Below are 20,505 nucleotides of genomic sequence, written 5' to 3' on the forward strand. Positions count from 1 at the left end.
CGTCAGTGTCCCACGCCGTCACGAATCGCGACGGCATCCGCGGAATTCCAGCCGAGCGAGACGCGTTGGCCGATCTCGTAAGGCGCCGCGCTCGATCGCGTAGGATAGGCCGCGACGAGCTGCGGCATGTCGGCCTTTTCGGGCGCGATGTAGAGCCGCGTCATGCTGCCGCTGATCATCACGTCGACCAGCCTGCCGGTGAGCTTGCCGTTCGCCGCATCTGCGACATGAAGGTTCTGGGGGCGGACCATCAGCTTGACCGGCTCGCCGGCCGTAAAGCTCGCGCCGTTGCCGACGGCGCGCGAGGCCGCCGTCTGGTCGGCCAGCACGATGTCGAGCCCCTGCGCATCGACCTGCCGCACCGTTGCGCTGAGCAGGTTGGACTCGCCGAGAAAGTCCGCGACGAAGATCGATTGCGGGCGGAAGTAGAGATCCTCCGGCGTGCCGAGCTGCTCGATCGCGCCTGCATTCATCAGGCAGATGCGATCGGACATGGTCATCGCCTCCTCCTGGTCGTGAGTGACGTAGATGATCGTGGTGCGGAGCTCGCGATGGATGCGCTTGATCTCGAGCTGCATCTGGTCGCGCAGCTTCTTGTCGAGCGCGCCGAGCGGCTCGTCCATCAGGATGATCGCGGGCCGGTAGACGATGCAGCGCGCGAGCGCAATGCGCTGCTGCTGGCCGCCCGAGAGCTCGCGCGGATAGCGTTTTGCGACATGCGGCAGGCGCACCGTCTCCAGCGCCTCCGCGGTGCGCCGGCGCGCGTCGGCGGCGGCGACCTTCCGCATTTTCAGCGGAAACGCGATGTTGTCCTCCACCGTCATGTGAGGAAACAGCGCGTAGTTCTGGAACACGACGCCGATGTCCCGGTCAAAGGCAGGACTGTGCGTCACATCGGTATCGTCGACCAGGATCTGACCTTCGTCCGGATGCGCGAGTCCCGCGATCAGGCTGAGCAGCGTCGTCTTGCCCGACCCCGAAGGGCCGAGCAGCGTGAGGAATTCACCCTTCGCGACGTCGAGACTGGTCGGCGCCAGCGCGACGAAGTCACCATAACGCTTGGTAAGTCCTTTGACGCGCAAGCTCGACGATGTCATGCCCTGCTCCAATCGCGAGGCTTAAGCCAGGATCCAGCTATTGAAGCGCTCGATGACGGCGGCCTGGTTGTCGTACCAGAACTTCGCATCGATCTTCAGGCCCGCCTTGATGTTGTCCGGATAGGTCGGACAGTTCCTGGCGAGCTCCGGCTTGACGTAGTTGAAGGCCTCCGGCTGCGTGAGGCCGGCGGGGAAATACTCCATAAGCGCTGCCTGGCGTTTCGGATCGGAGGCGAACTTGATGAACTCGCGACAGGCATCCGCATTCGGCGTACCGGCGAGGATCGACCAGTTGTCGCCGCCCCAGATGCCCTGATTCCAGACGATCTCGACCGGTGCGCCGGCCGCCTGCGCGGCCTGGGGACGCGACACCCAGGTCGGCAGCAGGTCGATCTCGCCCGAGGTCAGCATCTGCTCGACCTGCGCGCCGCTGGTCCACCACACCGCGACCTGCGACTTGATCTTGTCGAGCGAGACAAAGGCCTTGTCGAGATCGCAGGGATAGACCTGCGCAGTCGGCACGCCGGCGCCCATCAAGGCCTCCTCGATCGTGTCGAACGGATGCTTGCGCACGGCGCGGCGCCCCGGAAACTCCGCCACGTTCCAGAAATCGGCCCAGGACTGCGGCGCCTTGCGGCCCTTGAAGGCGTCCGTTCGATAAGCCAGCACGGTCGTGTAGACGTTGGTGCCGACGCCATAGGGCGACATGAATTCGGCAGGGATCGACTTGATGACGGGCTCGGATTCGAGGCCGTGCTTTTCGAGATATTGCTTGCCGCCAGTGGTCAGCAGCAGGATCGCGGGCCAGCTGATCTTGGCCATGTCCCAGGTGTAGTTCTTGGTATCGACCATGGTCTTGATCTGTGCGACCGGCTCGGCATTGGCCTGCACCCCGACCACCTCGATGCCCGTGGCTTCCGTAAACGGACGGTAGAACACCGCACCATAGGCCTTGGTGTAGATGCCGCCGTCGTCGCGCACCACGATGCGTTTTCCTGCGGCACGGGACGGCGACCAGATCGCGGGAGCAGCCAGTGCGACGGCGCCGGCACCTGCGCCCAGCAGCAGGCTACGGCGGGAGGTGATGATCTTCGGAAGATGCGTCATGGTCAGTCCCCTCTATGCGATGTTGCGATGGATGGCGAAGAAACGTGCGCCTGCGCAGATGGCGGCGGCAGGACCTGGCCGGGATTGAAGAGAGCCAAGGGATCGAAAGCCTGCTTCACGGCGCGCATCAGCGCGAGTTCGATCGGAGGCTTGTAGCGGGTCATCTGCTCCATCAAGGTGCGGCCGACACCGTGCTCGGCGCTGAAGGTGCCACGGAGCGATGCCGCAACGTCGTTGACGGCATGACGGATACGTTCCCCGACAGCGTCGCGGTCCCGCAAGGCATCCCATTCGGCAAAGCCAAAGAAGGGAATGAGATGGATGTTGCCATCACCCATATGGCCGACGATCACGAACGGCAGATCTGGAATGATGGCGTGCACCTCGCTCATGGCCTGCGCGATGAAGGCAGGAACGGCCGACACCGGAACGGCGCTGTCCGACGTCAGCCCGACGCCGGCCTTCTTGTTGGCTTCCGACACGCTGTGACGCACCAGCCACATCGCCTTGCGCTGGGCTTCGCTCGCGGCGACGACACCATCGCTGATCAAGCCGGCCTCCAGCGCGCGCTCGAGGACGGCCTGCATGCTCGCGTTGAGCGCCTCGGCATCGCCGGTATCGGACAGCTCGACGAGAACATGCCAGCTGTCGACTTGCGCGACCGGGCAGCGGCGGCCCGGCACCTGCTCGAGCACGAGCCGGATCTGTTTGGCGTTCATCAGCTCGAAGGCGGAAAGCCGCGAATTGCAGGAAGCCTGGAACAGGCCGAGCACATCGAGCGCCTGCTGCGGGCTGTCGACGGCGAGCCAGGCGACGGCTTCGGCGGTCGGCAGCGGATGCAGCTTCAGCACCGCGCCGGTGATGATGCCGAGCGTGCCTTCGGAGCCGATGAAGAGATGCTTGAGGTCGTAGCCGGTGTTGTTCTTGCGCAGCGCGTAGAGGCCATCCCAGATGGTGCCATCCGGCAGCACGACCTCGAGACCGAGCACGTTGTCGCGCGTATTGCCATAGCGCAGCACGCCAGTGCCGCCGGCATTGGTGGCGATGTTGCCGCCGATCTGGCAGGAGCCTTCGGCACCGAGGCTCACCGGATAGAGCCGCCCCTTGGCTGCCGCGGTCTCCTGGATCGTGGCCAGCACGCAGCCGGCATCGACCACCATGGTGTTGTTGACGGGATCGATCGACCTGATGCGTCGCATGCGGGTCAGCGCGATGATGACCGGCGGCTTGCCCTGCCCGGTCGGCGTCGCGGCACCGCACAGGCTGGTATTGCCGCCCTGCGGCAGCACGGGGGTGCCGCTCTCGACGCAGAGGCGAACGATGGAAGCAACCTGCTCGGTCGTGGACGGCAGAACGGCGCAGAGTGCGGGCGCCTGATAGCGGCCGCGCCAATCCTCGGTGAGGCCCGCGAGATCCTCCTCGCGAACGAGCACGGCCGTGTCGCCCAGCAAGCGCTTGAACGCCTCGATCAATGCCATCAACCGGCCTCCCGGATGGGACCGCCAGTGGCCCCGACCGCTCACTTCATTGTTAATTGCTATGCGATTACTTCAATCGCATTATGCTGATCATGGATTTGAGGCCGAGCGGAGTCAAGCGGGTCGGCGCCGGGATTTGGTCAGACGCCAAGTCCCGATGAGAGCCGCGGTCCGAGCTGGGGAGATGATGGTGGCAAGTATGTAGCGATGGTCCGGCCGCGGAGATGATAACGCTCATCGACCGCCTTTCGTCGCCGGCAAGGCGGATCTTCGGTCAAGCCGGCCCGGCCTGATCCTCCAGCATTACGCTTCCGTCACGGCTCGCCGCGGAGCCAGGCTTTCACTTTCCGCAACAGGCCGTGGCGCAACTCTTCGACCGAAGCCGCCTCCGCGGGCGTCAATGTCTGCATCACGGCATCGACGTCGTCCATGGCGAGTGGCGGCGTAACGTCCATATCGGCCGGTGCGAGGCCGGCGGCGGCGAGCGCGATCGGGCCGACATGCAAGAGGAATGCGCGCTCATACTCGCGCGACAGCCGCGCGACCGCATCCTCCAGCGGCAGCCAGTCGACCGCCTTGATGTCGTTCATCAGCTTGCGGACGGGCCCGCCGTTCGCCTCCATGCGCCAGAAATGCACGATCTTGGAGCGCCCACCGGATGGATAGGCGAGCGTGCCCAGAAATTCGTGGATGGCGACGTCGTGGCCCGTCTCTTCCAGCACCTCGCGGTGCGCGGCTTCCCTCAGCGTCTCGTCATCGTCGAGCTTGCCCTTGGGCAAAACCCATTCATTGCGCTTGCGCTGGCGCACCACCGCGATCAGCGGCGCATCACGCCGCAGCACAATTCCACCTGCCGCCAGAACCGGCGCCCGCGCCATCACTCAATACCCGTCGTGTCGACCGAATCGTCCCCGGGAACGATATAGGCCGCCGACACGGCGGATTGAAGGCTACTTTTTTGCAGCAGCGCCTGTCCCGCACGGATGCACGTGCCCTCGGCGATGCCCTCGCAGAAGGCAAAATCGCCGGGCGCCAGGATGATGATGGTCGAGCCGTGCTCGAACCAGCCGAGCTCCTCGCCTTTCCTCACATTGACGTCGCACGGGAAATTAACCGGGCCGCGGGTCTGCGCGTTCAGCACCATGTCGAGGAAGTGCAGCCGGATGCTCGCGACCAGGATGGCCGCCACCGGCACCAGCGTCACCGCCTCGCCGGTCGACAAATGCGTGCGAATCACCGCGCGCTCGTTCTTGCAGAACAGACGCTCGACCCGCTTCAGCGCAATCGGGTTGACGTTCCAGACATCGCCGTGGATCAACGTGACGCGCTCGACATGCGCGTCGTATGGCGCATGGAAGCGGTGGTACATGCTCGAGGTCAGCCGCAGCGTGACGAAAGAGCCGTTGCGATGCTGCTCGACCAGGGCGGGATCGCCGAGGAGATCGAGCAGCGAATAGGGCGCGCCCTTGACCTGGAAGAGCTCGGTGTCGGCGATCTTGCCGTGCGCGCCAACGATGCCGTCGGAGGGACTGGCAACGATCGCGGGCTCCGGATCGAAAGGACGCAAGCCAGGCTTGAGCTCGCGGGTGAAGCAGTCGTGCAGGCTCTTGAAATGGGTCTTGCGCGCCTCCGACAGATCGAGGTCGGAGAACAGCTTCCACAGCGCGATCGAGCCGTCCCGCACCAGCGGGTTCTCGATCTTGGAGAACCAGCCCATGAAGCGGGTCAGCGCCGCACGCGGAATGCGGTTGGTCAGCAGGAAATTGAGGTCTTCCTGCTGGGTGAAAGAGGCGATGAGGGCTTTGACTGTCATGAATCTGTCAGCAGGTAGGATTAGCGCTTGTTGTCATGGAAACGACACTCCCGATTCTCTCATTGTCCGTGGCCGCCGCAGCGTCTGCTGCCGCCGCCTTCCCGAAGATCAAGGCGCGGATCGAGCTGTCCCGCGCAAAACACCGCTCGCTCTCGGGGCATTCCAAGATGTCGCGAAGGGTGGCGCGGCTGATCCCGTTCTACGAGTTCGAGGGCGACGACTATTTCGCCTGTGACGGCGCGCCGGCGAATATCGCGGCCCAGCGCCACGACGGCTTCTTTCGCCTCGCCGGTCTCTATGCCACGCGCTACGCCAAGGGCCGTGCGCTGACGAACGAGGCGGCGAAAAGAATCTCCGACCTGCAATTCACCGAAAGCTACCGTGTGCCGTTCCAGTTCTCCCGTCTCGTGCGCGAGAACCTGGGCACCTCGAGCTTCATGCAGTCGTCCGACGGTGTCACCGTCACCGATCTCGACGGCAACGTCTCCTACGATCTTACCGGCTCGTACGGCGTCAACATCTTTGGCAACGACTTCTACAAGGAGTGCATCGGGGAGGGCGAGAAGCGCGCCCAGGCGCTCGGGCCTGTACTCGGCCCCTACCACCCCGTCATCGCCGAGAACGTGACGCGGCTCTGCCAGATCTCGGGCCTCGACGAAGTCTCCTTCCACATGTCCGGCACCGAAGCCGTCATGCAGGCCGTCCGCCTCGCGCGCTACCACACCAAGCGCACGCATCTGGTGCGCTTTGCCGGCGCCTATCATGGCTGGTGGGGCGACGTGCAGCCCGGCGTCGGCAACCCCATTGCCGCGCATGAGACCTACACGCTCGCCGAAATGTCCGAAAAGACGCTGCATGTCCTGCGCACGCGCCGCGACATCGCCTGCGTGCTGGTCAATCCGCTCCAGGCGCTGCATCCGAACGCGAACGCGCCCGGCGATTCCTCGCTGGTCGACAGTTCGCGCGGTGGCAACTTCGACCGCGACGCCTATACCGCCTGGCTCAAGAAGCTGCGTGAGGTCTGCACCGAGCGCGGCATCGTGCTGATCTTCGACGAGGTCTTCGTCGGCTTCCGTCTCGCTCCCGGCGGCGCCCAGGAATATTTCGGCGTGCGCGCCGACATGGTGACCTACGGCAAGAGCCTCGCCGGCGGCCTTCCCGTCGGCGTGGTCTGCGGCCGCAAGGACCTGATGCGCCGCTTCCGCGACGATCGTCCCGCCGACGTCTGCTTCGCCCGCGGCACCTTCAACTCGCATCCCTACGTCATGACGGCGATGGACGAGTTCTTGAGCCGGCTCGCAAGCCCGAACTTCCGCGCCATCTATGACGGGCTGGATGCGATCTGGGACGGCCGCGCGCAAAAGCTCAACCAGATGCTGAGCGAGGCCGATCTGCCGGTGCGCGTCGCCAACCTGTCCTCGATCTGGACGGTGAAGTACACCGAGCCCTCCCGATACAACTGGATGCTGCAATACTACCTGCGCGCCGAGGGCCTCGCCTTGAGCTGGGTCGGCACCGGACGGCTGATCTTCAGCCTCAATTACACCGACGCCGATTTCACCGAGGTCGCCGAACGCTTCGTCCGCGCCGCGCAGAAGATGAAGGCCGACGGCTTCTGGTGGCACGATGCTGCGCTGACCAACAAGCGCATCAAGCGGCAGATCCTTAAGGAGATGCTGGCCAAGCGCTTCGCGCGCTGAGGGCCGTTCTTCACCCACGTCCAACGTCATTCCGGGGCGCGGCGCAGCCGCGAACCCGGAATCTCGAGATTCCCTGGTGCGCAATGGCGCACCATAGCTCGGCTCTTCGAGCCGCCCCGGAATGACGGTGTTTGAGGTAGCCCCCAAGACGTGGATGCCCGGGACGAGCCCGGGCATGACGTAACCTTTGAACATCGGAGTGTTTGGTGAGAGCCGCGCGCTCAGGCGTGCTGCTCGCTGAGCTCAGGCTCGGCGATGAAGCCCAGCGTGTGCTCGGGGACGAGATGCAGGCCCGGGTCCATCAGCTCGCCGCGCATCAGCGCGAGCGGCGCCTTGCGGTAGAGCATCAGGTCGTGGAACGGGTCGGTCAAAATCTTGGTCATCCAGACGAGGCCGGTCTCGACATCGCGGATGAAGAACAGGTGCACGGTGCGGAACAGCAAGCCTCCGGCGCCGACCGCGAGCCAGATCTTTGCGACCTGCCGACAGAAGTCGGTCGCGCTCGCGAATGGCTTGAACAGGCCGAACAGCGTCGGATCGGCGAACAGAACCAGCGGCGACAGCGCCCAGATCGCCATCAGCACGACCTTGCGCTGAAGGTTGTAGCCGACCTTGATCTCTTCCTTGTGCTCGTGCGTCGCCTGGTTGATGTGGTCGTAGCCCTTCGGCTCGAAGAAGAAGTGACCAGCCTGACGCGAGGTCATCGAGACCAGCCAGCCAACCAGCGCCGAGACCACGGGATCGACGAACAGCCAGAGATAGGCGAACAGGAAGCTCGCCGCGCTGACGAAGTGCAGGCTCTGATTGATGCGGCTGTGGTGATAGTAGCGGTGGTCGTCCCAGCGCTGGATGCGCAGCTGCTCAAGGAATTCTTTGATCATTCTTTCCCCCAAAAGGCTTCGGCTAAGGAGATATAGGGATTCGATGTAGGGCGTGTGACATCATCATTTTGTCATATGACGATGTGCGCGACGCGGTGACGCATGAACGCGTGGAGCCGCTGGCTCAGGCTGCTTTGGCGACCTGAACCTTGCGGAGGCGGACCAGCGAGAAGTGACCGAGCGGCGGAATCAGGCGGCGCTCGGCGAGCTCCATGCCATGCGCACCCGCGAGCCACTTCGCGTAGCGCGACCAGGCGAACTCGGCGGTGCGGAAGCCGAGGTGACGCACCACCGGCTGGAGCTTCTGCTCGATGAAGCGGCGCATGCCGGCATCCGCGCTGACGCGGGTCAGGATGATCAATTCGCCGCCGGGACGCAGCACGCGTGCGAACTCGTCCAGCGCAACTTCCGGGTTGGGAACGGCGGTGACGACATATTGCGCCATCACGACGTCGAAGGAGTTGTCGGGAAATTCGAGCTTCTCGGCGTCCATCACCGCGAGGCCCTCGACGTTCTTCAACTTCAGCTCCGAGACGCGGCGGCGCGCCTTGTCGAGCATGGCCTCCGAAATATCGGTGCCGAAGATGCGGACGTTCGGCGCGTACATCGGCAGCGAGATGCCGGTGCCGACGCCGACTTCGAGCACGCGGCCGCCGAGCTTGTTGGTCGCCGTGATCGCGGCCTGCCGGCCCTTGGCGAACACGCCGCCGAACACGAGGTCGTAGACCGGCGCCCACCGGTCATAGGCCTGCTCGACCGTGCCGCGGTCGAGGTCGAGCTGCTGCGAATCTTCAAACTTCATGATTTTGGCCATTAGCAAAGTCCCGTTTGGTTCAGATGTTCCAAATCAACCCCGCACCGGCCGCCGCGCCATGACGGGCGTCGGGCGCAGCGAGCGGCTGGGCTGGAGTGAGGTGAGATTTCCGACGAACTGACGCGCACTGTTTTCCCAGGAGCGTGCCAGCGCGAAGTTGCGGCAGGTCTCGCGCGACATCGTCAGCGCGCGCAGGCATGCGGCGCGCAAATCGTCATCGATCGCGCCAATCGGATGATCGGCAATGACGTCCTTCGGGCCCGTCACCGGAAACGCCGCGACCGGCGTGCCACAGGCGAGCGCCTCGAGCTGCACCACGCCAAAGGTGTCGGTAAGGCTCGGGAATACGAAGACGTCGGCGGCTGCGAGATGCGAGGTGAGATCCGCGCCCTTCTTCTCGCCGAGGAAGACGGCGTTCGGATACTTCTTCTCGAGCTGCGCCTTCTGCGGGCCATCGCCGACCACGACCTTCGTGCCGGGCAGATCGAGCGAGAGGAACGCCTCGAGATTCTTTTCCACCGCCACGCGGCCCATCGTCATGAAGATCGGCCGCGGCAGGTCGAGCTTTGCCGGACCATCGGGATGGAACAGAGTGGTGTCGACGCCGCGGGTCCAGAAGCCGAGCCGCTTGAAGCCGCGCTCGGACAGTTCCTGGCGCAGCGACGGCGTCGCCACCATCGTCATGGCGGCGGCATCGTGGAAGTGCCGCAGCACGGCGTAGCCGACGCTGTCCGGAATGCCGGTGCGGACCGAAACGTATTCCGGGAAGCGCGTGGTGTAGGAGGTGGTGAAGGCGAGCCCGCGTCGGCGGCAATAGGCCCGCGCCGCCCAGCCGATCGGGCCTTCGGTTGCGATGTGCAGTGCTTCGGGCGCAGCCGCTTCGATCCGCCGTGCGATCTCGGCCCGGCTGGGCAGCGCGATGCGCAGGCCCGGATAGGTCGGCAACGGCAGCGAAGAAAAGCCATCCGGCGTCAAGAATTCGATCTCGACGTCGAGCGCCTTGGCGGCGCTGGCGAGCGAGGTCAGCGTCCGCACCACACCGTTAACCTGCGGATGCCAGGCGTCAGTCGCGATTAATACCCGCATGGGGAAATCCCGAGAGTTTGATGATTCTCGGCTTAGGACCATCAACGAAGGATATTTCAGGCGTGTGACGTCACAGAAGTGTCGGCCCACTGTTTTGTTCGTTAACAGGTCGGCACGGCCACGAAACTGTCATGAAACAATCCTTGCCGCGACGAAACCGTTTTCGGTTTTCCGCGCAAACGTCCCGAAACTTTTCGCCATTACGAGTCTGGGCAACGGAACACCGCAAGGCGCCGCGGTGATCAAAAATCCGATCCAACAGGGGCGATCAATGTTCAATCTGGACACGTTCAAGACGTATTCGCGCGCTGTTGCGCTCAGCGCAGTTGCGATCACCGCAGTCGCGTTTGCCGGTCCGGCACATGCCGCACCCGTGCAGCTCTTCCCCTTCTTCACACCGCCGCCCGGCTTTGCTGTACCGCAGCCGCTGCAACCCTATCAGCCCTATCAGCCTGCGCCGTCCTATCAGGCCGCACCGTCGGAAGATCAGGACAGCGTCGAGATGCCCGCCCGCTTCCGCCGCCAGGTCGTCGCTTACGCAACGCGCGAGGCGCCCGGCACCATCATCATCGATACGCCCAACACCTATCTTTATTACGTGCTCGGTAACGGCCAGGCCGTGCGCTACGGCATCGGCGTCGGCCGCGACGGCTTCACCTGGTCGGGCACCCAGTCGGTGACCAAGAAGGCGGAGTGGCCGGACTGGACCCCGCCACCGGAAATGATCGCCCGCCAGCCTTATCTTCCGCGCCACATGGCCGGCGGTCCCGGCAACCCGTTAGGGGCCCGCGCCATGTATCTCGGCGGCACCATCTACCGTATCCACGGCACCAACGCCCCCGAGACGATCGGCAAGCACGTCTCCTCCGGCTGCATCCGGCTGACCAATGAAGACGTCACCGACCTCTACTCCCGCGTCAGCGTCGGCACCAAGGTCGTCGTGCTTCCGATGACCGACCGCCGCGCCGAGCTGCGGTAGCGCAACGCGGTAGACGCTGAGACAAAAACTGCAAAGCAAGCGGCCCCGGCAACCTTGGGGGCCGCTCTCGTTTGCGCCGAAGACCGCGGCTTCCAAGCGTGCGCCGTCGTAGCCCGCATGAGCGAAGCGATATGCGGGGCCAACTCCCCGGATGTCGCTTCGCTCATCCGGGCTACAGGTCACCCTCCGAGCACGCGGTCGACCATCTGGCCGGAGAGGCCGAGATAGTTCGCGGGGTCGCAGTGACGGCGGATGGCATCGACGCCGCCGAGCGCAGCCACGATCTCGGGAACGCCGGAGAGGATGCCGGCAAGATCGCCGCCGCCCTCGATCGCCTTGCGACAGGCGTCGTAGACGACGTCATGCGCGTGTTGCCGGCCGAGCTTCGGTGCCGCGGCCATCATGACGGCTTCGGCGACGATGAGGCCGTGCGTCAGGCCGAGATTGGCGCGCATGCGGTCCTCGTGCACGACCAGACCCGCCAGCATGAACTTCGCATTGGCAAGCGAGGACGCCGTGAGCAAAAAACTCTCCGGCAGCGACACCCATTCGAGATGCCAGGGACCGGTCGCGCGCTCGAAATCGTGGATCATGCCGTCGAGCATGGTGGCGACATGCTGGCGCACCGCCTTGGCGGAGGCGAGCATCAGCTCGCTGGAGATCGGGTTGCGCTTCTGCGGCATGGTGGACGAGGCGCCGCGGCCATGCACGAACGGCTCGGAGAGTTCGCCGAACTCGGTCGCGCACATCAGCATCACGTCGGTAGCGATCTTGCCGAGCGTGCCGGTGATGAGGCCGAGCAGCGTCACCGCTTCCGCGATGCCGTCGCGCGCCACGTGCCAGGTGATCGGCGGCTGGTGCAGCCCCAGTTCTTCACAAAACAGGCGCTGCATCTCGAGGCCGCCGTCGCCGACCGAGGCGAGCGTGCCGGCCGCGCCCGAAAACTCGCCGAGCAGGATGCGCGGCCGCGACTGGTCGACGCGCTCGATGTGCCGGTCGATCGAGGACAGCCAGATCGCGACCTTGTAGCCGAAGGTCACCGGCAGCGCCTGCTGGAGATGGGTGCGGCCGGCCATCGGCGTATCACGATGCCTGCGCGCGAGGTCGGCGAGGATCGTGCGCAACTCCTTCAGGTCGCGCGCGACGATGTCGAGCGCCGCGCGGATCTGGAGCACGTTGGCGGTGTCCATGATGTCCTGCGTGGTCGCGCCCCAATGGACATAGCGGCCGGCCTCGCCGGCGGCCTCGGAGAGCTGATGGACCAGCGGCAGGATCGGATAGCCCACGATCTCGGTCTGGTGACGGAGCTTGTCGAAATCGAGCTTGATGTTGCGCGAGGCGGCGTCGATCGCGGCCGCGGCGTCCTTCGGCACCACGCCGGCGCGAGCCTGGGCACGGGCGAGCGCCGCCTCGGTTTCCAGGTAGCGGCCGACCAGCGCGTCATCTGAAAACACCGCGCGCATCTCGGCGGTGCCAAACATGTCGCGGAACAGCGCGGAATCGAAGACGGTGCTCGCCATGAGTTTCCTTCATTGTGTTCGTGCATGGACTTATACATTCAACATAGTGGCATCCAGCGAAACGAGTGACAATCAAGGGTTGTCCAGGTGCAATCCGTGTGGTCAGTTTGTCCGACGAGGAGCATCAGGATGAAAAAGACTGTTCTTGGATATCGCGATCGCGCCTCCGAGCTTCAGGGCATTCTCGTTGCCGATGAAGCCGCCAGCCTCCGCCCCGGCGTGGTGCTGTTCCCCGACGCGCGCGGCATCGGCACGCATGCGATCGCGCGCGCGGAGCAACTGGCCGCGCTTGGCTTTGTCGTGCTCGTGGCCGATCTCTACGGCAACGGCAAGACGGCCCCTGACGTGCCGCAGGCGATCGAGCTGATGAATGCCTTGCGCGCGGACACTGCGCGCTGGCGCGAGCGGGCGGAGGCGGCGCGCCTGGCCCTTGCCGGGCATGACATGGTCGATGCCACCAGGCTCGCCGCGATCGGCTATTGCTTCGGCGGCAGCACGGCGTTGGAGCTGGCGCGGACTGGTGCGGACCTTGCGGCCGTCGTGAGCTTTCATGGCGGCTTCCCGAGCGAGCGGCCGGAGGATGCCGCGAACATCAAGGCGAGAGTCCTGGTGTGTCACGGTGCCGCCGACACGCTGGTTTCGCTGACGCAGCTTGCGGATTTCGCGCGCGAGATGCGCGCGACCAGCGTCGACTGGCAGGCCCATGTCTATGGCGGTGCGGCGCATGGCTTCACCAACCCCGAGCTCATTGGCGAAAGCGTACCGAACCACGCCTATCATGCCGACGCGGATCGTCGCTCCTGGGCCGCAATGCTCGACCTGTTCGAGGACGTCTTTGCAACGGCGATGCGTTGAATTGGAGACGAAGCAGGACATGCCTTCAGTTGACCACAACACTGCCGCCGTCAGACTGCTCACGCCGGCCGATGCGGCGAGTTATCGACAGATCAGGCTGGAGGCGCTCGAGGCGCATCCGGGGGCCTACGCCAGCGTGTTTGTGCGCGAGAACGAGATGGCACTTTCCTGGTTCGAGGAGCGCCTCGCGGCCTCTGACGTTTTTGGCGCCTTCATCGAACAGGAGTTATGCGGCGTCGCCGGCTTTCGCCGGCAGGAGGGGACAAAGACCGGGCACAAGGCAATGCTCTGGGGCATGTATGTGCGGCCAGCGGCGCGCCGCTTCGGTGTGGGACGTCGTCTCGTCGACGCCGTCGTGGCGCATGCGGCGCAACGAGTCGAACAGCTTCAGTTGTCAGTCGTCAGCGACAACGAACCCGCCTTGCGTCTCTATTTCAGCGCCGGGTTCATCGAATACGGTCGCGAACCGAAGGCGCTCAAGCAGGACGGCCAATATTTCGATGAGATCCTGATGAAGCTGTTCCTGGACGGGAGCAGCGAATGAGTGAACCGCAACTAACCGCACCAGCAACGGGCCGCATCCCGCCGTACTCAAGCTCCATGCCCGGTCAATCAAAAAAATTGCCCGGCGTTACCCCGGTTTTCTCACATCGAACTGCACTCGCGCTGCCTCTATCGTCCTGCGATTTCGCCTGGCCCAGGCGGCAACCGTCTTCAGCGGCTCGATCAGGGAACGCCCGAGCCTTGTCAGCTCATATTCGACCTTCGGCGGAATCGTTGCATGGGCCGTGCGCTTGACCAGCCCATCGCGTTCGAGGCCGCGGAGCGTCAACGTCAACATCCGATGCGATATGCCGTCGATGAGGCGCATCGTCGCGTTGAAGCGCATTGGCCCCTTCGACAATACACCGACGACCATCACCGTCCACTTGTCGCCGACGCGATCCAGAACCTGCAAGACCGCGCGACAATCATCGTGGTCTTCCCAGCCCGGCTCGACCCATTCGGCTTTCTTCGCTGACGCTTTCATCTCATCTCACTGACCGCGAACAAAGATGATCGCGAACGCACCAAATTGTGCGTTCTTGCGAAGCTAATCGATATCGAACATATCGTCACGAACATAATGTGCGTAACGATAGGAAAGGTATCGCAATGAAGATCGGAATCAGCGGCGCTAGCGGACAGCTCGGAAGGTCCGTCCTGGCAGAACTGCTGGCAAGGGACCCGCACCAGGAGCTCGTGGGCATCTCGCGTACCCCGGAGACTGTACAGCCTCCCGCGGCAGGGCGCCTCGGCGACTACGATCGGCCGGAAACGCTCATCAAAGCCTATGAAGGGATCGAGCGACTGCTCATCATCCCAAGCGCCGACGTCCGCCCGGGCCTGCGCGATCGTCATTTCATTACGGCCATCGACACTGCGGTGGGCGCCGGAGTCAAGCATATCGTGTTGATGTCCTCGGCCGCCACCCGCGAGGCGCCTGCACGCGAGATGTACGCTGCCTATTGGGCGGGTGAGCAGCACTTGATGAGGACGGCGCCGCGCTGGACCATTCTGCGGATGAACTATTACGCCGAGTCGTTTGCGCAGGTGGCAGCGATGGCGCTCGGATCGGGGGGCCTGCCAGGCCTCGGCGAGAACCGCGTCGCCTTCGTGTCCCGGGAGGACGTCGCGGCCGCAGCAGCAGGCGCGCTGCTTGGTGAGGGTCACGCCGGAGCCATTTACAGTACGACGGGTCGCGCGGCACTGACCGGCGCGGAACGCGCCGCCCTTATATCTGAAATCACGGGAACGCCCTTACGCTTCTTGGTGCTGGACGAAGCGCAACTTCGCGGCGGGCTTTTGCAGGCAGGTATCCCCCCGGAGTACATTGACGCCATGGTCGATATCGAAAGGCGGTTCGCGGCGGGCGACTTCAATATCGTGACCGGCGACGTGGAACGTCTGTCAGGCCGCGAACCGCGGTTGTTGCGCGAGGTCCTTACCGCCACCCTCCGATAACGGACCGCACCAAACAGGCTACCTGATCACCTCCCAGAAGATCACGACCTCCGCCACGAATGCGAGCGTGAACAGGATGGTTCGCACATAGGGAACGCCGGCCAGGTAGACGACGGCGTGGGCAAGCCGCAGATAGAAGAAGCTTGCGGCACAGAACGCGGTCGTTGCATTGGCCTGGCCCGCAAGTTGCGCGACGATGACCAATGTTGCAAACGGCGCGAACACCTCGATCGCATTCAGGTGGGCGCGGTTCGCACGCTGGCCCCATGCGGGCACCGGCCGCGGCAGAGCAGGATCGGCATAATTCTTCGGCTCGAGCGGGCCGTTGGTCTAACCTGGCAGACGATATAGGGAATCCACAAGGCGGCGGTCAGCATCGCCGTCAACACGAGATATTTGAGGTCGGTCGTCATCTGCGCCTCCTGGAAGGATGCCGCCAGCCGCGCGATGTGGCCGGTCGGCCCTATCCAGACGTACGGGCCGGCGCCGGTTCGACAGCGCCGGGCGGTTTTCTTGATCACTCGATCGTGCGCAACAGTGAGGTCGATCCCGCCGCCGCGGTGCATCTCCGCCCGGTTTCGGCCACTCTGGCGCCGCGTTCCCCCGCCCTGTAGACTCGCAAGCCGGGGCCGGTTTGGGGGATTGATGGGTCTGACGTTGAACTTGAAGACTATTCTGGTCGCGATCGCGGTGATCGCGGTGTCGTTTTTCGCGAGCCTGAAGGCCATGGACTGGCTGTCGCCGCGCGGCGCAGGAACAGCGCCCGCGGTCACGCAGTTGCCGCCGCTGCCACCGGTTTCGAAGAGCTCGATCGTGGTGGCGCCGGTTGCGATCTCGCTGTCGGCGATCCGCGAGGCTGCCGACAAGAGCGCGGCGCGCAATTTCACCGGCAAGGCCGACAATCCGGTCTCGCAGATCCTGCAGGACGCCGATATCGGCTGGACGGCTTCGCGCGGGCCGATTGCCGCGAGCGGCGACAAGGACGTGCTGACGCTGTCGACGCCGATCAGCGGCAAGCTCAACGTCACGGGATCGCTGTCCTCGAAAGCGACCGGCGCGCTCGGCGAGGCGCTCGGCAGCGTGCTCGGCAACAACGCCGCCAAGCAGATTGGCGCCGTCAACATCAAGAACCTGAATGCCAGCGCCGAGATCAAGGGCAACGTGGTCATCACCTCGCGCCCGAAACTTGCCACCAACTGGCACCTCGAGCCGAATCTCGGGGCGCAGGTCAATCTCGGCGACACCAACCTCTCGGTCGCCGGCGCCAAGGTCAACGTGCCGGCGCAGGTCAATCCGCTGATCGACAAAACCGTTGGCGATCAGCTCAACGTGGTCGCCGAACGTATCCGCAACGATCCGAGCCTGCGCGAGAATGCGAAAGCGCAGTGGATCAAGGCCTGCCGCTCGATGCCGCTGGGCTCGGGATCCTCGGCCGCACTGCCGCCGCTGTGGCTGGAGATGAAGCCGATCCGTGCGATCGCGGCGCAGCCGCGCGTCGATGCGCAGGCCGTGACACTCCTGCTTGGCATCGAGGCCGAGACCCGCGTCACCACGACCCAGACCAAGCCCGAGTGCCCCTTCCCCGAAAAGATCTCGATCGTGCCGCCGACCGGCACCGGCGTGAACATCGGCGTGCCGATCGACGTGCCCTTCACCGAGATCAACAAGCTCATCGCTGCTCAGATGGTCGGCCATACCTATCCGGAAGACGGCTCGGGTCCGGTCGACGTGACCGTGAAGAGCGTCAACGTGGTTCCCTCGGGCGACCGGCTGCTGATCTCGCTTCTGGTGCGCGCCAAGGAGAAGAAGAGTTGGTTCGGCCTCGGTGCCGAGGCAACCGTGCACATCTGGGGGCGGCCGATGCTCGACCAGGCGCAGCAGACGCTGCGGCTCGCTGACATCCAGCTCGCGGTGGAGTCCGAGGCCGCATTCGGGCTCCTTGGCGCCGCGGCGCGCGCCGTGGTGCCGCATTTGCAGCAGGCGCTGGTGCAGAAGGCGACGCTCGACCTCAAGCCGATCGCCGCCAACGCACGCGACAAGATCGCGGCCGCGATCGCCGATTACCAGAAGACCGAGGACGGCCTGCGCGTCGAGGCGAATATCGACAGCCTGACGCTCGCCGACATCGCGTTCGATTCCAAGACGCTCCGCATCATCGCGGAAGCCGGCGGCTCGCTGAACGTGTACGTGACGAAGCTATCGGGGATGTGAGAAGTTCGTCTCGAAGCTTCTCACATGCGCAACTGCAGTAGCCCGGATGGAGCGCAGCGCAATCCGGGACCACCGGTCCCGCATTCCGCTACGCTGCATGCGGGCTACTAATCCAGGCGCTGCTCCTCTTTCCGTTCCTACGGGGAGAGGCGAAGGAACAGCGCCCGCCCCTTCCCTTTTTGCATTCCGCTATGACGGGGATCGCTTAGCTGCGGCCACCGATTGCCGCTAGAACCATTCCCGTAACGAAGCCCAAAGAAACAACGCCCAGGGAGAGAACAAACCATGCATAAACTGTTTGCCGCCGTCGCGGCGGGTCTTGCTGTTGCGGCCAGTGGCAGCGCGGCGCAGGCGCAGATTTCCGACGACGTCGTCAAGATCGGCGTGCTCACGGACATGTCGAGCCTCTACGCCGACGCCACCGGCAAGGGCTCGCTCGCCGCGGTGCAGATGGCAGTAGCCGATTATGGTGGCAAGGTCGCCGGCAAGCCGGTCGAGGTGGTCGCTGCCGACCATCAGAACAAGCCCGACGTCGGCGTCAATATCGCGCGGAACTGGTACGACAACGAGAAGGTCGACGCGATCTTCGATGTGCCGACCTCGTCGGTGGCGCTGCCGATCTCGGCGCTGACGCGCGAGAAGAACAAGATCAACATCAATTCCGGCGGCGGCTCGTCCGACATCACGGGCGCCCAATGCTCGCCCAACACGGTGCACTGGACCTACGACACTTATGCGCTGTCGAACGTCGCAGGCAAGGCGATGGTGAAGCGCGGCGAGGACACCTGGTACTTCGTCACCGCCGACTACGCCTTCGGCCAGGCGCTGGAGCGCGACGCCGCCAACGTCGTGAAGGAGAGCGGCGGCAAGGTGCTCGGCGACGTCCGCCATCCGCTCAACTCCTCCGACTTCTCATCCTTCCTGCTCCAGGCACAGGCCTCCAAGGCCAAGGTCGTGGCGCTGGCGAATGCCGGCGGCGATACCACCAACGCGCTGAAGCAGGCGTCCGAGTTCGGCCTCACGCAAGGCGGGCAGAAGATGATCGCGCTGCTCCAGGAGATCACCGACACGCATTCGCTCGGCATCAAGGCGACGCAGGGCCTGATCGTCACCGATGCTTTCTATTGGGACATGAACGACGAGACGCGCGCCTTCTCAAAGCGCTTCAACGACAAGGTCGGACACATGCCGACCATGATCCAGGCCGGGCTCTATTCGGCGACCATGCACTATCTGAAGGCGATCGAGGCCATCAAGACCGACGAGGCGCCGAAGGTGATGGAGCAGATGCGCGCCACCCCGATCAACGACTTCTTCGCCAAGAATGGCAAGATCCGCATCGACGGCCGCATGGTGCACGACATGTATCTGTTCGAGGTCAAGAAGCCCGAGGAGTCCAAGGGCGAGTGGGACCTCTACAAGCTGATCGCCACCGTGCCCGGCGACGAGGCATTCCGTCCGCTCGACAAGGGTGGCTGCCCGCTGGTGGGGCATTGAGCTTTCACAAGCTCCGCAATGACGAAGACACGACAACGCGCCCGGACCAGCCGGGCGCGTTGCGTTTGAACGTCAATTGAACCGCATTACTCCGAGTACTTGAACTCCGGCATCTTCTTCAGATCGTCCTTGGTTGCGTTGAACACGGCGTGGTCCGGATACCACTTCGACGAAGACGAGGTCGAAGACTTGCTGGTGCTCGGCGCGGCGCCCGTGGTCGTGCTTGATGGCGGGCTGCCAGGCGGCTTGGTGTTGCTGGCCGTGCCGCTATAGGAGACCGGCTCGGTCGAGAATTTCACCTTGTCGAACGGCACAGCGACGAGGTGCTCGCCCATGCCGAGGAAGCCGCCGACGCCCAGCACGACGAGCTTGATGTTGCCGCTCTTGTCCATCAACAGATCATTGACCGAACCGACGCTCTCGTTGGCGTCGTTGTAGACCTTCAGGCCCACCACTTTCGACGCGCGCCAGTCACCCGATGCCGACGACGTCGTCGTGGTTGCCGCGTTCGATGCCTTGTCAGTGGTCGTCGGATTCTGGGCAAACGCGACAGTTACAAGCAACGCGGAACCGGCAAGGCCGGCCGCGATCGATTTCATCAACATGATGTCCTCTCCTTCATCGAAAACTCGTGCGGAGAGAACCTCGCATGTCGGGCGGCAGTTCCAAACCTGCGGCAATTTCGTTGCACGCTTCGCGCGCGTTGCATCGCGACGCAAGTTCCGCAACGAAGAGATTTTGAATCGAACGCGAAGGCCGCGCACAGTTCCCCGCCGACTCGTCACGCGTCCTGGGAGACGCGCGAGAGACGACGGGGACTGCGCCGACCTGGCGTCGCGGTCAGGTCTTGTAGTCGATGAGCAATGCGGAGATCTGCGAGCTGCTCGACGAGCTGTTCGCATTTCCGGAAGCGCCGTAAGACGAGGTCGACGACGACATCGATTGCTGGAGTGCCTGGAGGAATTGCTGGAGGATCTCGGCGGTGGTGCTGTCGCTCGAGCTGCTGCTGGTCGAGTCCGTCGAGGAGCTGGACGAGGTGGAGGAGCTGTCGTCCGACGGTGGCGGGCCGGGCGGCGGTCCGCCTGCGCCTCCCGGGCCACCGGCGCCGCCTGGGCCGTTGGCGAAGGTGGACTGGAACACGCCCTTCAGCTCGGTGGCCTGGTCGGAGGTCAGCGTACCGTTCGAGACCTCATTGGCGATGAGGTCGTCGATCTTCGACTTCATGTCCTCCGGCGAGGATGTGGTGTCGCTGGACGAATCGCTCGATCGGCTCTGCTGGATCGCCGAATCGATGTCGGTGAGCGCGGTCGACAGGGCGGATTGATCCGACGACGAGATCGTGCCGGCCGAGACCTCCGACTGCAATTCCTGCTGCAACCGCTGCAGCGGCGACTGATAGGTGCCGGCGGAGGCCGCCGAGATCGAAGTCATGATGGCTCCGTGGGTTTTGCGGGGTTCCTTAA

The 20,505-nt window shown here is 64.3% G+C and carries 20 protein-coding genes and 1 pseudogene; 7 read left to right on the plus strand and 14 right to left on the minus strand.

What is annotated here, in order from left to right:
- Nucleotides 1–2 precede the first annotated feature (2 nt).
- From Q3C01_RS22005 to asd, 5 genes are all read right to left on the minus strand, one after another.
- Nucleotides 3–1,097 (minus strand): ABC transporter ATP-binding protein, encoded by a 1,095-nt coding sequence (locus Q3C01_RS22005; protein ID WP_458147394.1) that lies wholly within the window; start codon nucleotides 1,095–1,097, stop codon nucleotides 3–5.
- Nucleotides 1,098–1,118: 21 nt separating this feature from the next.
- Complete coding sequence (locus tag Q3C01_RS22010) at nucleotides 1,119–2,204, minus strand: ABC transporter substrate-binding protein (protein ID WP_458147395.1); 1,086 nt, start codon at nucleotides 2,202–2,204, stop codon at nucleotides 1,119–1,121.
- Nucleotides 2,205–2,206: 2 nt separating this feature from the next.
- On the minus strand, nucleotides 2,207–3,682 hold the full coding sequence (locus Q3C01_RS22015; RefSeq protein ID WP_458147396.1) for an FAD-binding oxidoreductase: 1,476 nt from the start codon (nucleotides 3,680–3,682) through the stop codon (nucleotides 2,207–2,209).
- A 314-nt stretch (nucleotides 3,683–3,996) separates the two neighbouring features.
- Nucleotides 3,997–4,560 carry an NUDIX hydrolase gene (locus Q3C01_RS22020; protein ID WP_458147397.1) on the minus strand — a complete coding sequence of 188 codons (564 nt, stop codon included), beginning with the start codon at nucleotides 4,558–4,560 and terminating at the stop codon, nucleotides 3,997–3,999.
- A complete protein-coding gene (asd, locus tag Q3C01_RS22025) occupies nucleotides 4,560–5,495 on the minus strand; it encodes an archaetidylserine decarboxylase (protein ID WP_458147398.1) in 936 nt (311 codons plus the stop codon). Before asd ends, Q3C01_RS22020 begins: the two co-directional genes overlap by 1 nt.
- A 35-nt stretch (nucleotides 5,496–5,530) precedes the next feature.
- Between asd and Q3C01_RS22030 the strand changes: the two genes are divergently transcribed.
- Nucleotides 5,531–7,195 carry an aminotransferase class III-fold pyridoxal phosphate-dependent enzyme gene (locus Q3C01_RS22030; RefSeq protein WP_458147399.1) on the plus strand — a complete coding sequence of 555 codons (1,665 nt, stop codon included), beginning with the start codon at nucleotides 5,531–5,533 and terminating at the stop codon, nucleotides 7,193–7,195.
- Nucleotides 7,196–7,416: 221 nt separating this feature from the next.
- Here Q3C01_RS22030 and Q3C01_RS22035 read toward each other — a convergent pair whose 3' ends face one another.
- From Q3C01_RS22035 to Q3C01_RS22045, 3 genes are all read right to left on the minus strand, one after another.
- Nucleotides 7,417–8,076 (minus strand): hypothetical protein, encoded by a 660-nt coding sequence (locus tag Q3C01_RS22035; RefSeq protein ID WP_458147400.1) that lies wholly within the window; start codon nucleotides 8,074–8,076, stop codon nucleotides 7,417–7,419.
- A gap of 124 nt (nucleotides 8,077–8,200) precedes the next feature.
- The gene (locus Q3C01_RS22040; RefSeq protein WP_458147401.1) at nucleotides 8,201–8,890 is read right to left on the minus strand and encodes a class I SAM-dependent methyltransferase; all 690 of its coding nucleotides are present in this window, start codon (nucleotides 8,888–8,890) and stop codon (nucleotides 8,201–8,203) included.
- A gap of 33 nt (nucleotides 8,891–8,923) precedes the next feature.
- Nucleotides 8,924–9,976 (minus strand): glycosyltransferase family 4 protein, encoded by a 1,053-nt coding sequence (locus Q3C01_RS22045; protein ID WP_458147402.1) that lies wholly within the window; start codon nucleotides 9,974–9,976, stop codon nucleotides 8,924–8,926.
- Between the two features lie 271 nt (nucleotides 9,977–10,247).
- On the opposite strand from Q3C01_RS22045, the pseudogene Q3C01_RS22050 reads away from it, so the two are divergent.
- A pseudogene (locus Q3C01_RS22050) lies at nucleotides 10,248–10,968 on the plus strand (L,D-transpeptidase).
- Nucleotides 10,969–11,134: 166 nt separating this feature from the next.
- Here Q3C01_RS22050 and pcaB read toward each other — a convergent pair.
- The gene (gene pcaB / locus Q3C01_RS22055; RefSeq protein ID WP_458147403.1) at nucleotides 11,135–12,475 is read right to left on the minus strand and encodes a 3-carboxy-cis,cis-muconate cycloisomerase; all 1,341 of its coding nucleotides are present in this window, start codon (nucleotides 12,473–12,475) and stop codon (nucleotides 11,135–11,137) included.
- Between the two features lie 129 nt (nucleotides 12,476–12,604).
- On the opposite strand from pcaB, the gene Q3C01_RS22060 reads away from it, so the two are divergent.
- Nucleotides 12,605–13,330, plus strand: coding sequence for a dienelactone hydrolase family protein (locus tag Q3C01_RS22060; protein ID WP_458147404.1), 726 nt, complete (start codon nucleotides 12,605–12,607; stop codon nucleotides 13,328–13,330).
- A gap of 19 nt (nucleotides 13,331–13,349) precedes the next feature.
- Nucleotides 13,350–13,874, plus strand: coding sequence for a GNAT family N-acetyltransferase (locus tag Q3C01_RS22065; protein ID WP_458147405.1), 525 nt, complete (start codon nucleotides 13,350–13,352; stop codon nucleotides 13,872–13,874).
- 87 nt (nucleotides 13,875–13,961) lie between these two features.
- On the opposite strand, the gene Q3C01_RS22070 is transcribed toward Q3C01_RS22065, so the two are convergent.
- Nucleotides 13,962–14,360, minus strand: a complete 399-nt coding sequence (locus Q3C01_RS22070; RefSeq protein ID WP_458147406.1) for a winged helix-turn-helix transcriptional regulator — start codon at nucleotides 14,358–14,360, stop codon at nucleotides 13,962–13,964.
- Nucleotides 14,361–14,485: 125 nt separating this feature from the next.
- Between Q3C01_RS22070 and Q3C01_RS22075 the strand changes: the two genes are divergently transcribed.
- Complete coding sequence (locus Q3C01_RS22075; protein WP_458147407.1) at nucleotides 14,486–15,334, plus strand: NAD(P)H-binding protein; 849 nt, start codon at nucleotides 14,486–14,488, stop codon at nucleotides 15,332–15,334.
- A gap of 18 nt (nucleotides 15,335–15,352) precedes the next feature.
- Here Q3C01_RS22075 and Q3C01_RS22080 read toward each other — a convergent pair whose 3' ends face one another.
- Both Q3C01_RS22080 and Q3C01_RS22085 read right to left on the minus strand, forming a co-directional pair.
- Entirely contained in the window at nucleotides 15,353–15,610 is a 258-nt protein-coding gene (locus tag Q3C01_RS22080) for an MAPEG family protein (RefSeq protein WP_458147408.1), read from the minus strand.
- Nucleotides 15,571–15,855 (minus strand): hypothetical protein, encoded by a 285-nt coding sequence (locus Q3C01_RS22085; protein ID WP_458147432.1) that lies wholly within the window; start codon nucleotides 15,853–15,855, stop codon nucleotides 15,571–15,573. Before Q3C01_RS22085 ends, Q3C01_RS22080 begins: the two co-directional genes overlap by 40 nt.
- 124 nt (nucleotides 15,856–15,979) lie before the next feature.
- Between Q3C01_RS22085 and Q3C01_RS22090 the strand changes: the two genes are divergently transcribed.
- Both Q3C01_RS22090 and Q3C01_RS22095 read left to right on the plus strand, forming a co-directional pair.
- Nucleotides 15,980–17,545 (plus strand): DUF4403 family protein, encoded by a 1,566-nt coding sequence (locus tag Q3C01_RS22090; RefSeq protein ID WP_458147409.1) that lies wholly within the window; start codon nucleotides 15,980–15,982, stop codon nucleotides 17,543–17,545.
- Nucleotides 17,546–17,830: 285 nt separating this feature from the next.
- Entirely contained in the window at nucleotides 17,831–19,042 is a 1,212-nt protein-coding gene (locus Q3C01_RS22095; RefSeq protein WP_458147410.1) for an ABC transporter substrate-binding protein, read from the plus strand.
- Nucleotides 19,043–19,128: 86 nt separating this feature from the next.
- Here Q3C01_RS22095 and Q3C01_RS22100 read toward each other — a convergent pair whose 3' ends face one another.
- Together Q3C01_RS22100 and Q3C01_RS22105 are read right to left on the minus strand one after the other, a co-directional pair.
- Entirely contained in the window at nucleotides 19,129–19,647 is a 519-nt protein-coding gene (locus tag Q3C01_RS22100; RefSeq protein ID WP_458147411.1) for a PRC-barrel domain-containing protein, read from the minus strand.
- A gap of 235 nt (nucleotides 19,648–19,882) precedes the next feature.
- Nucleotides 19,883–20,473 (minus strand): hypothetical protein, encoded by a 591-nt coding sequence (locus tag Q3C01_RS22105; RefSeq protein WP_458147412.1) that lies wholly within the window; start codon nucleotides 20,471–20,473, stop codon nucleotides 19,883–19,885.
- Nucleotides 20,474–20,505: the final 32 nt, after the last annotated feature.

It is taken from the genome of Bradyrhizobium sp. UFLA05-109 (assembly GCF_054185165.1).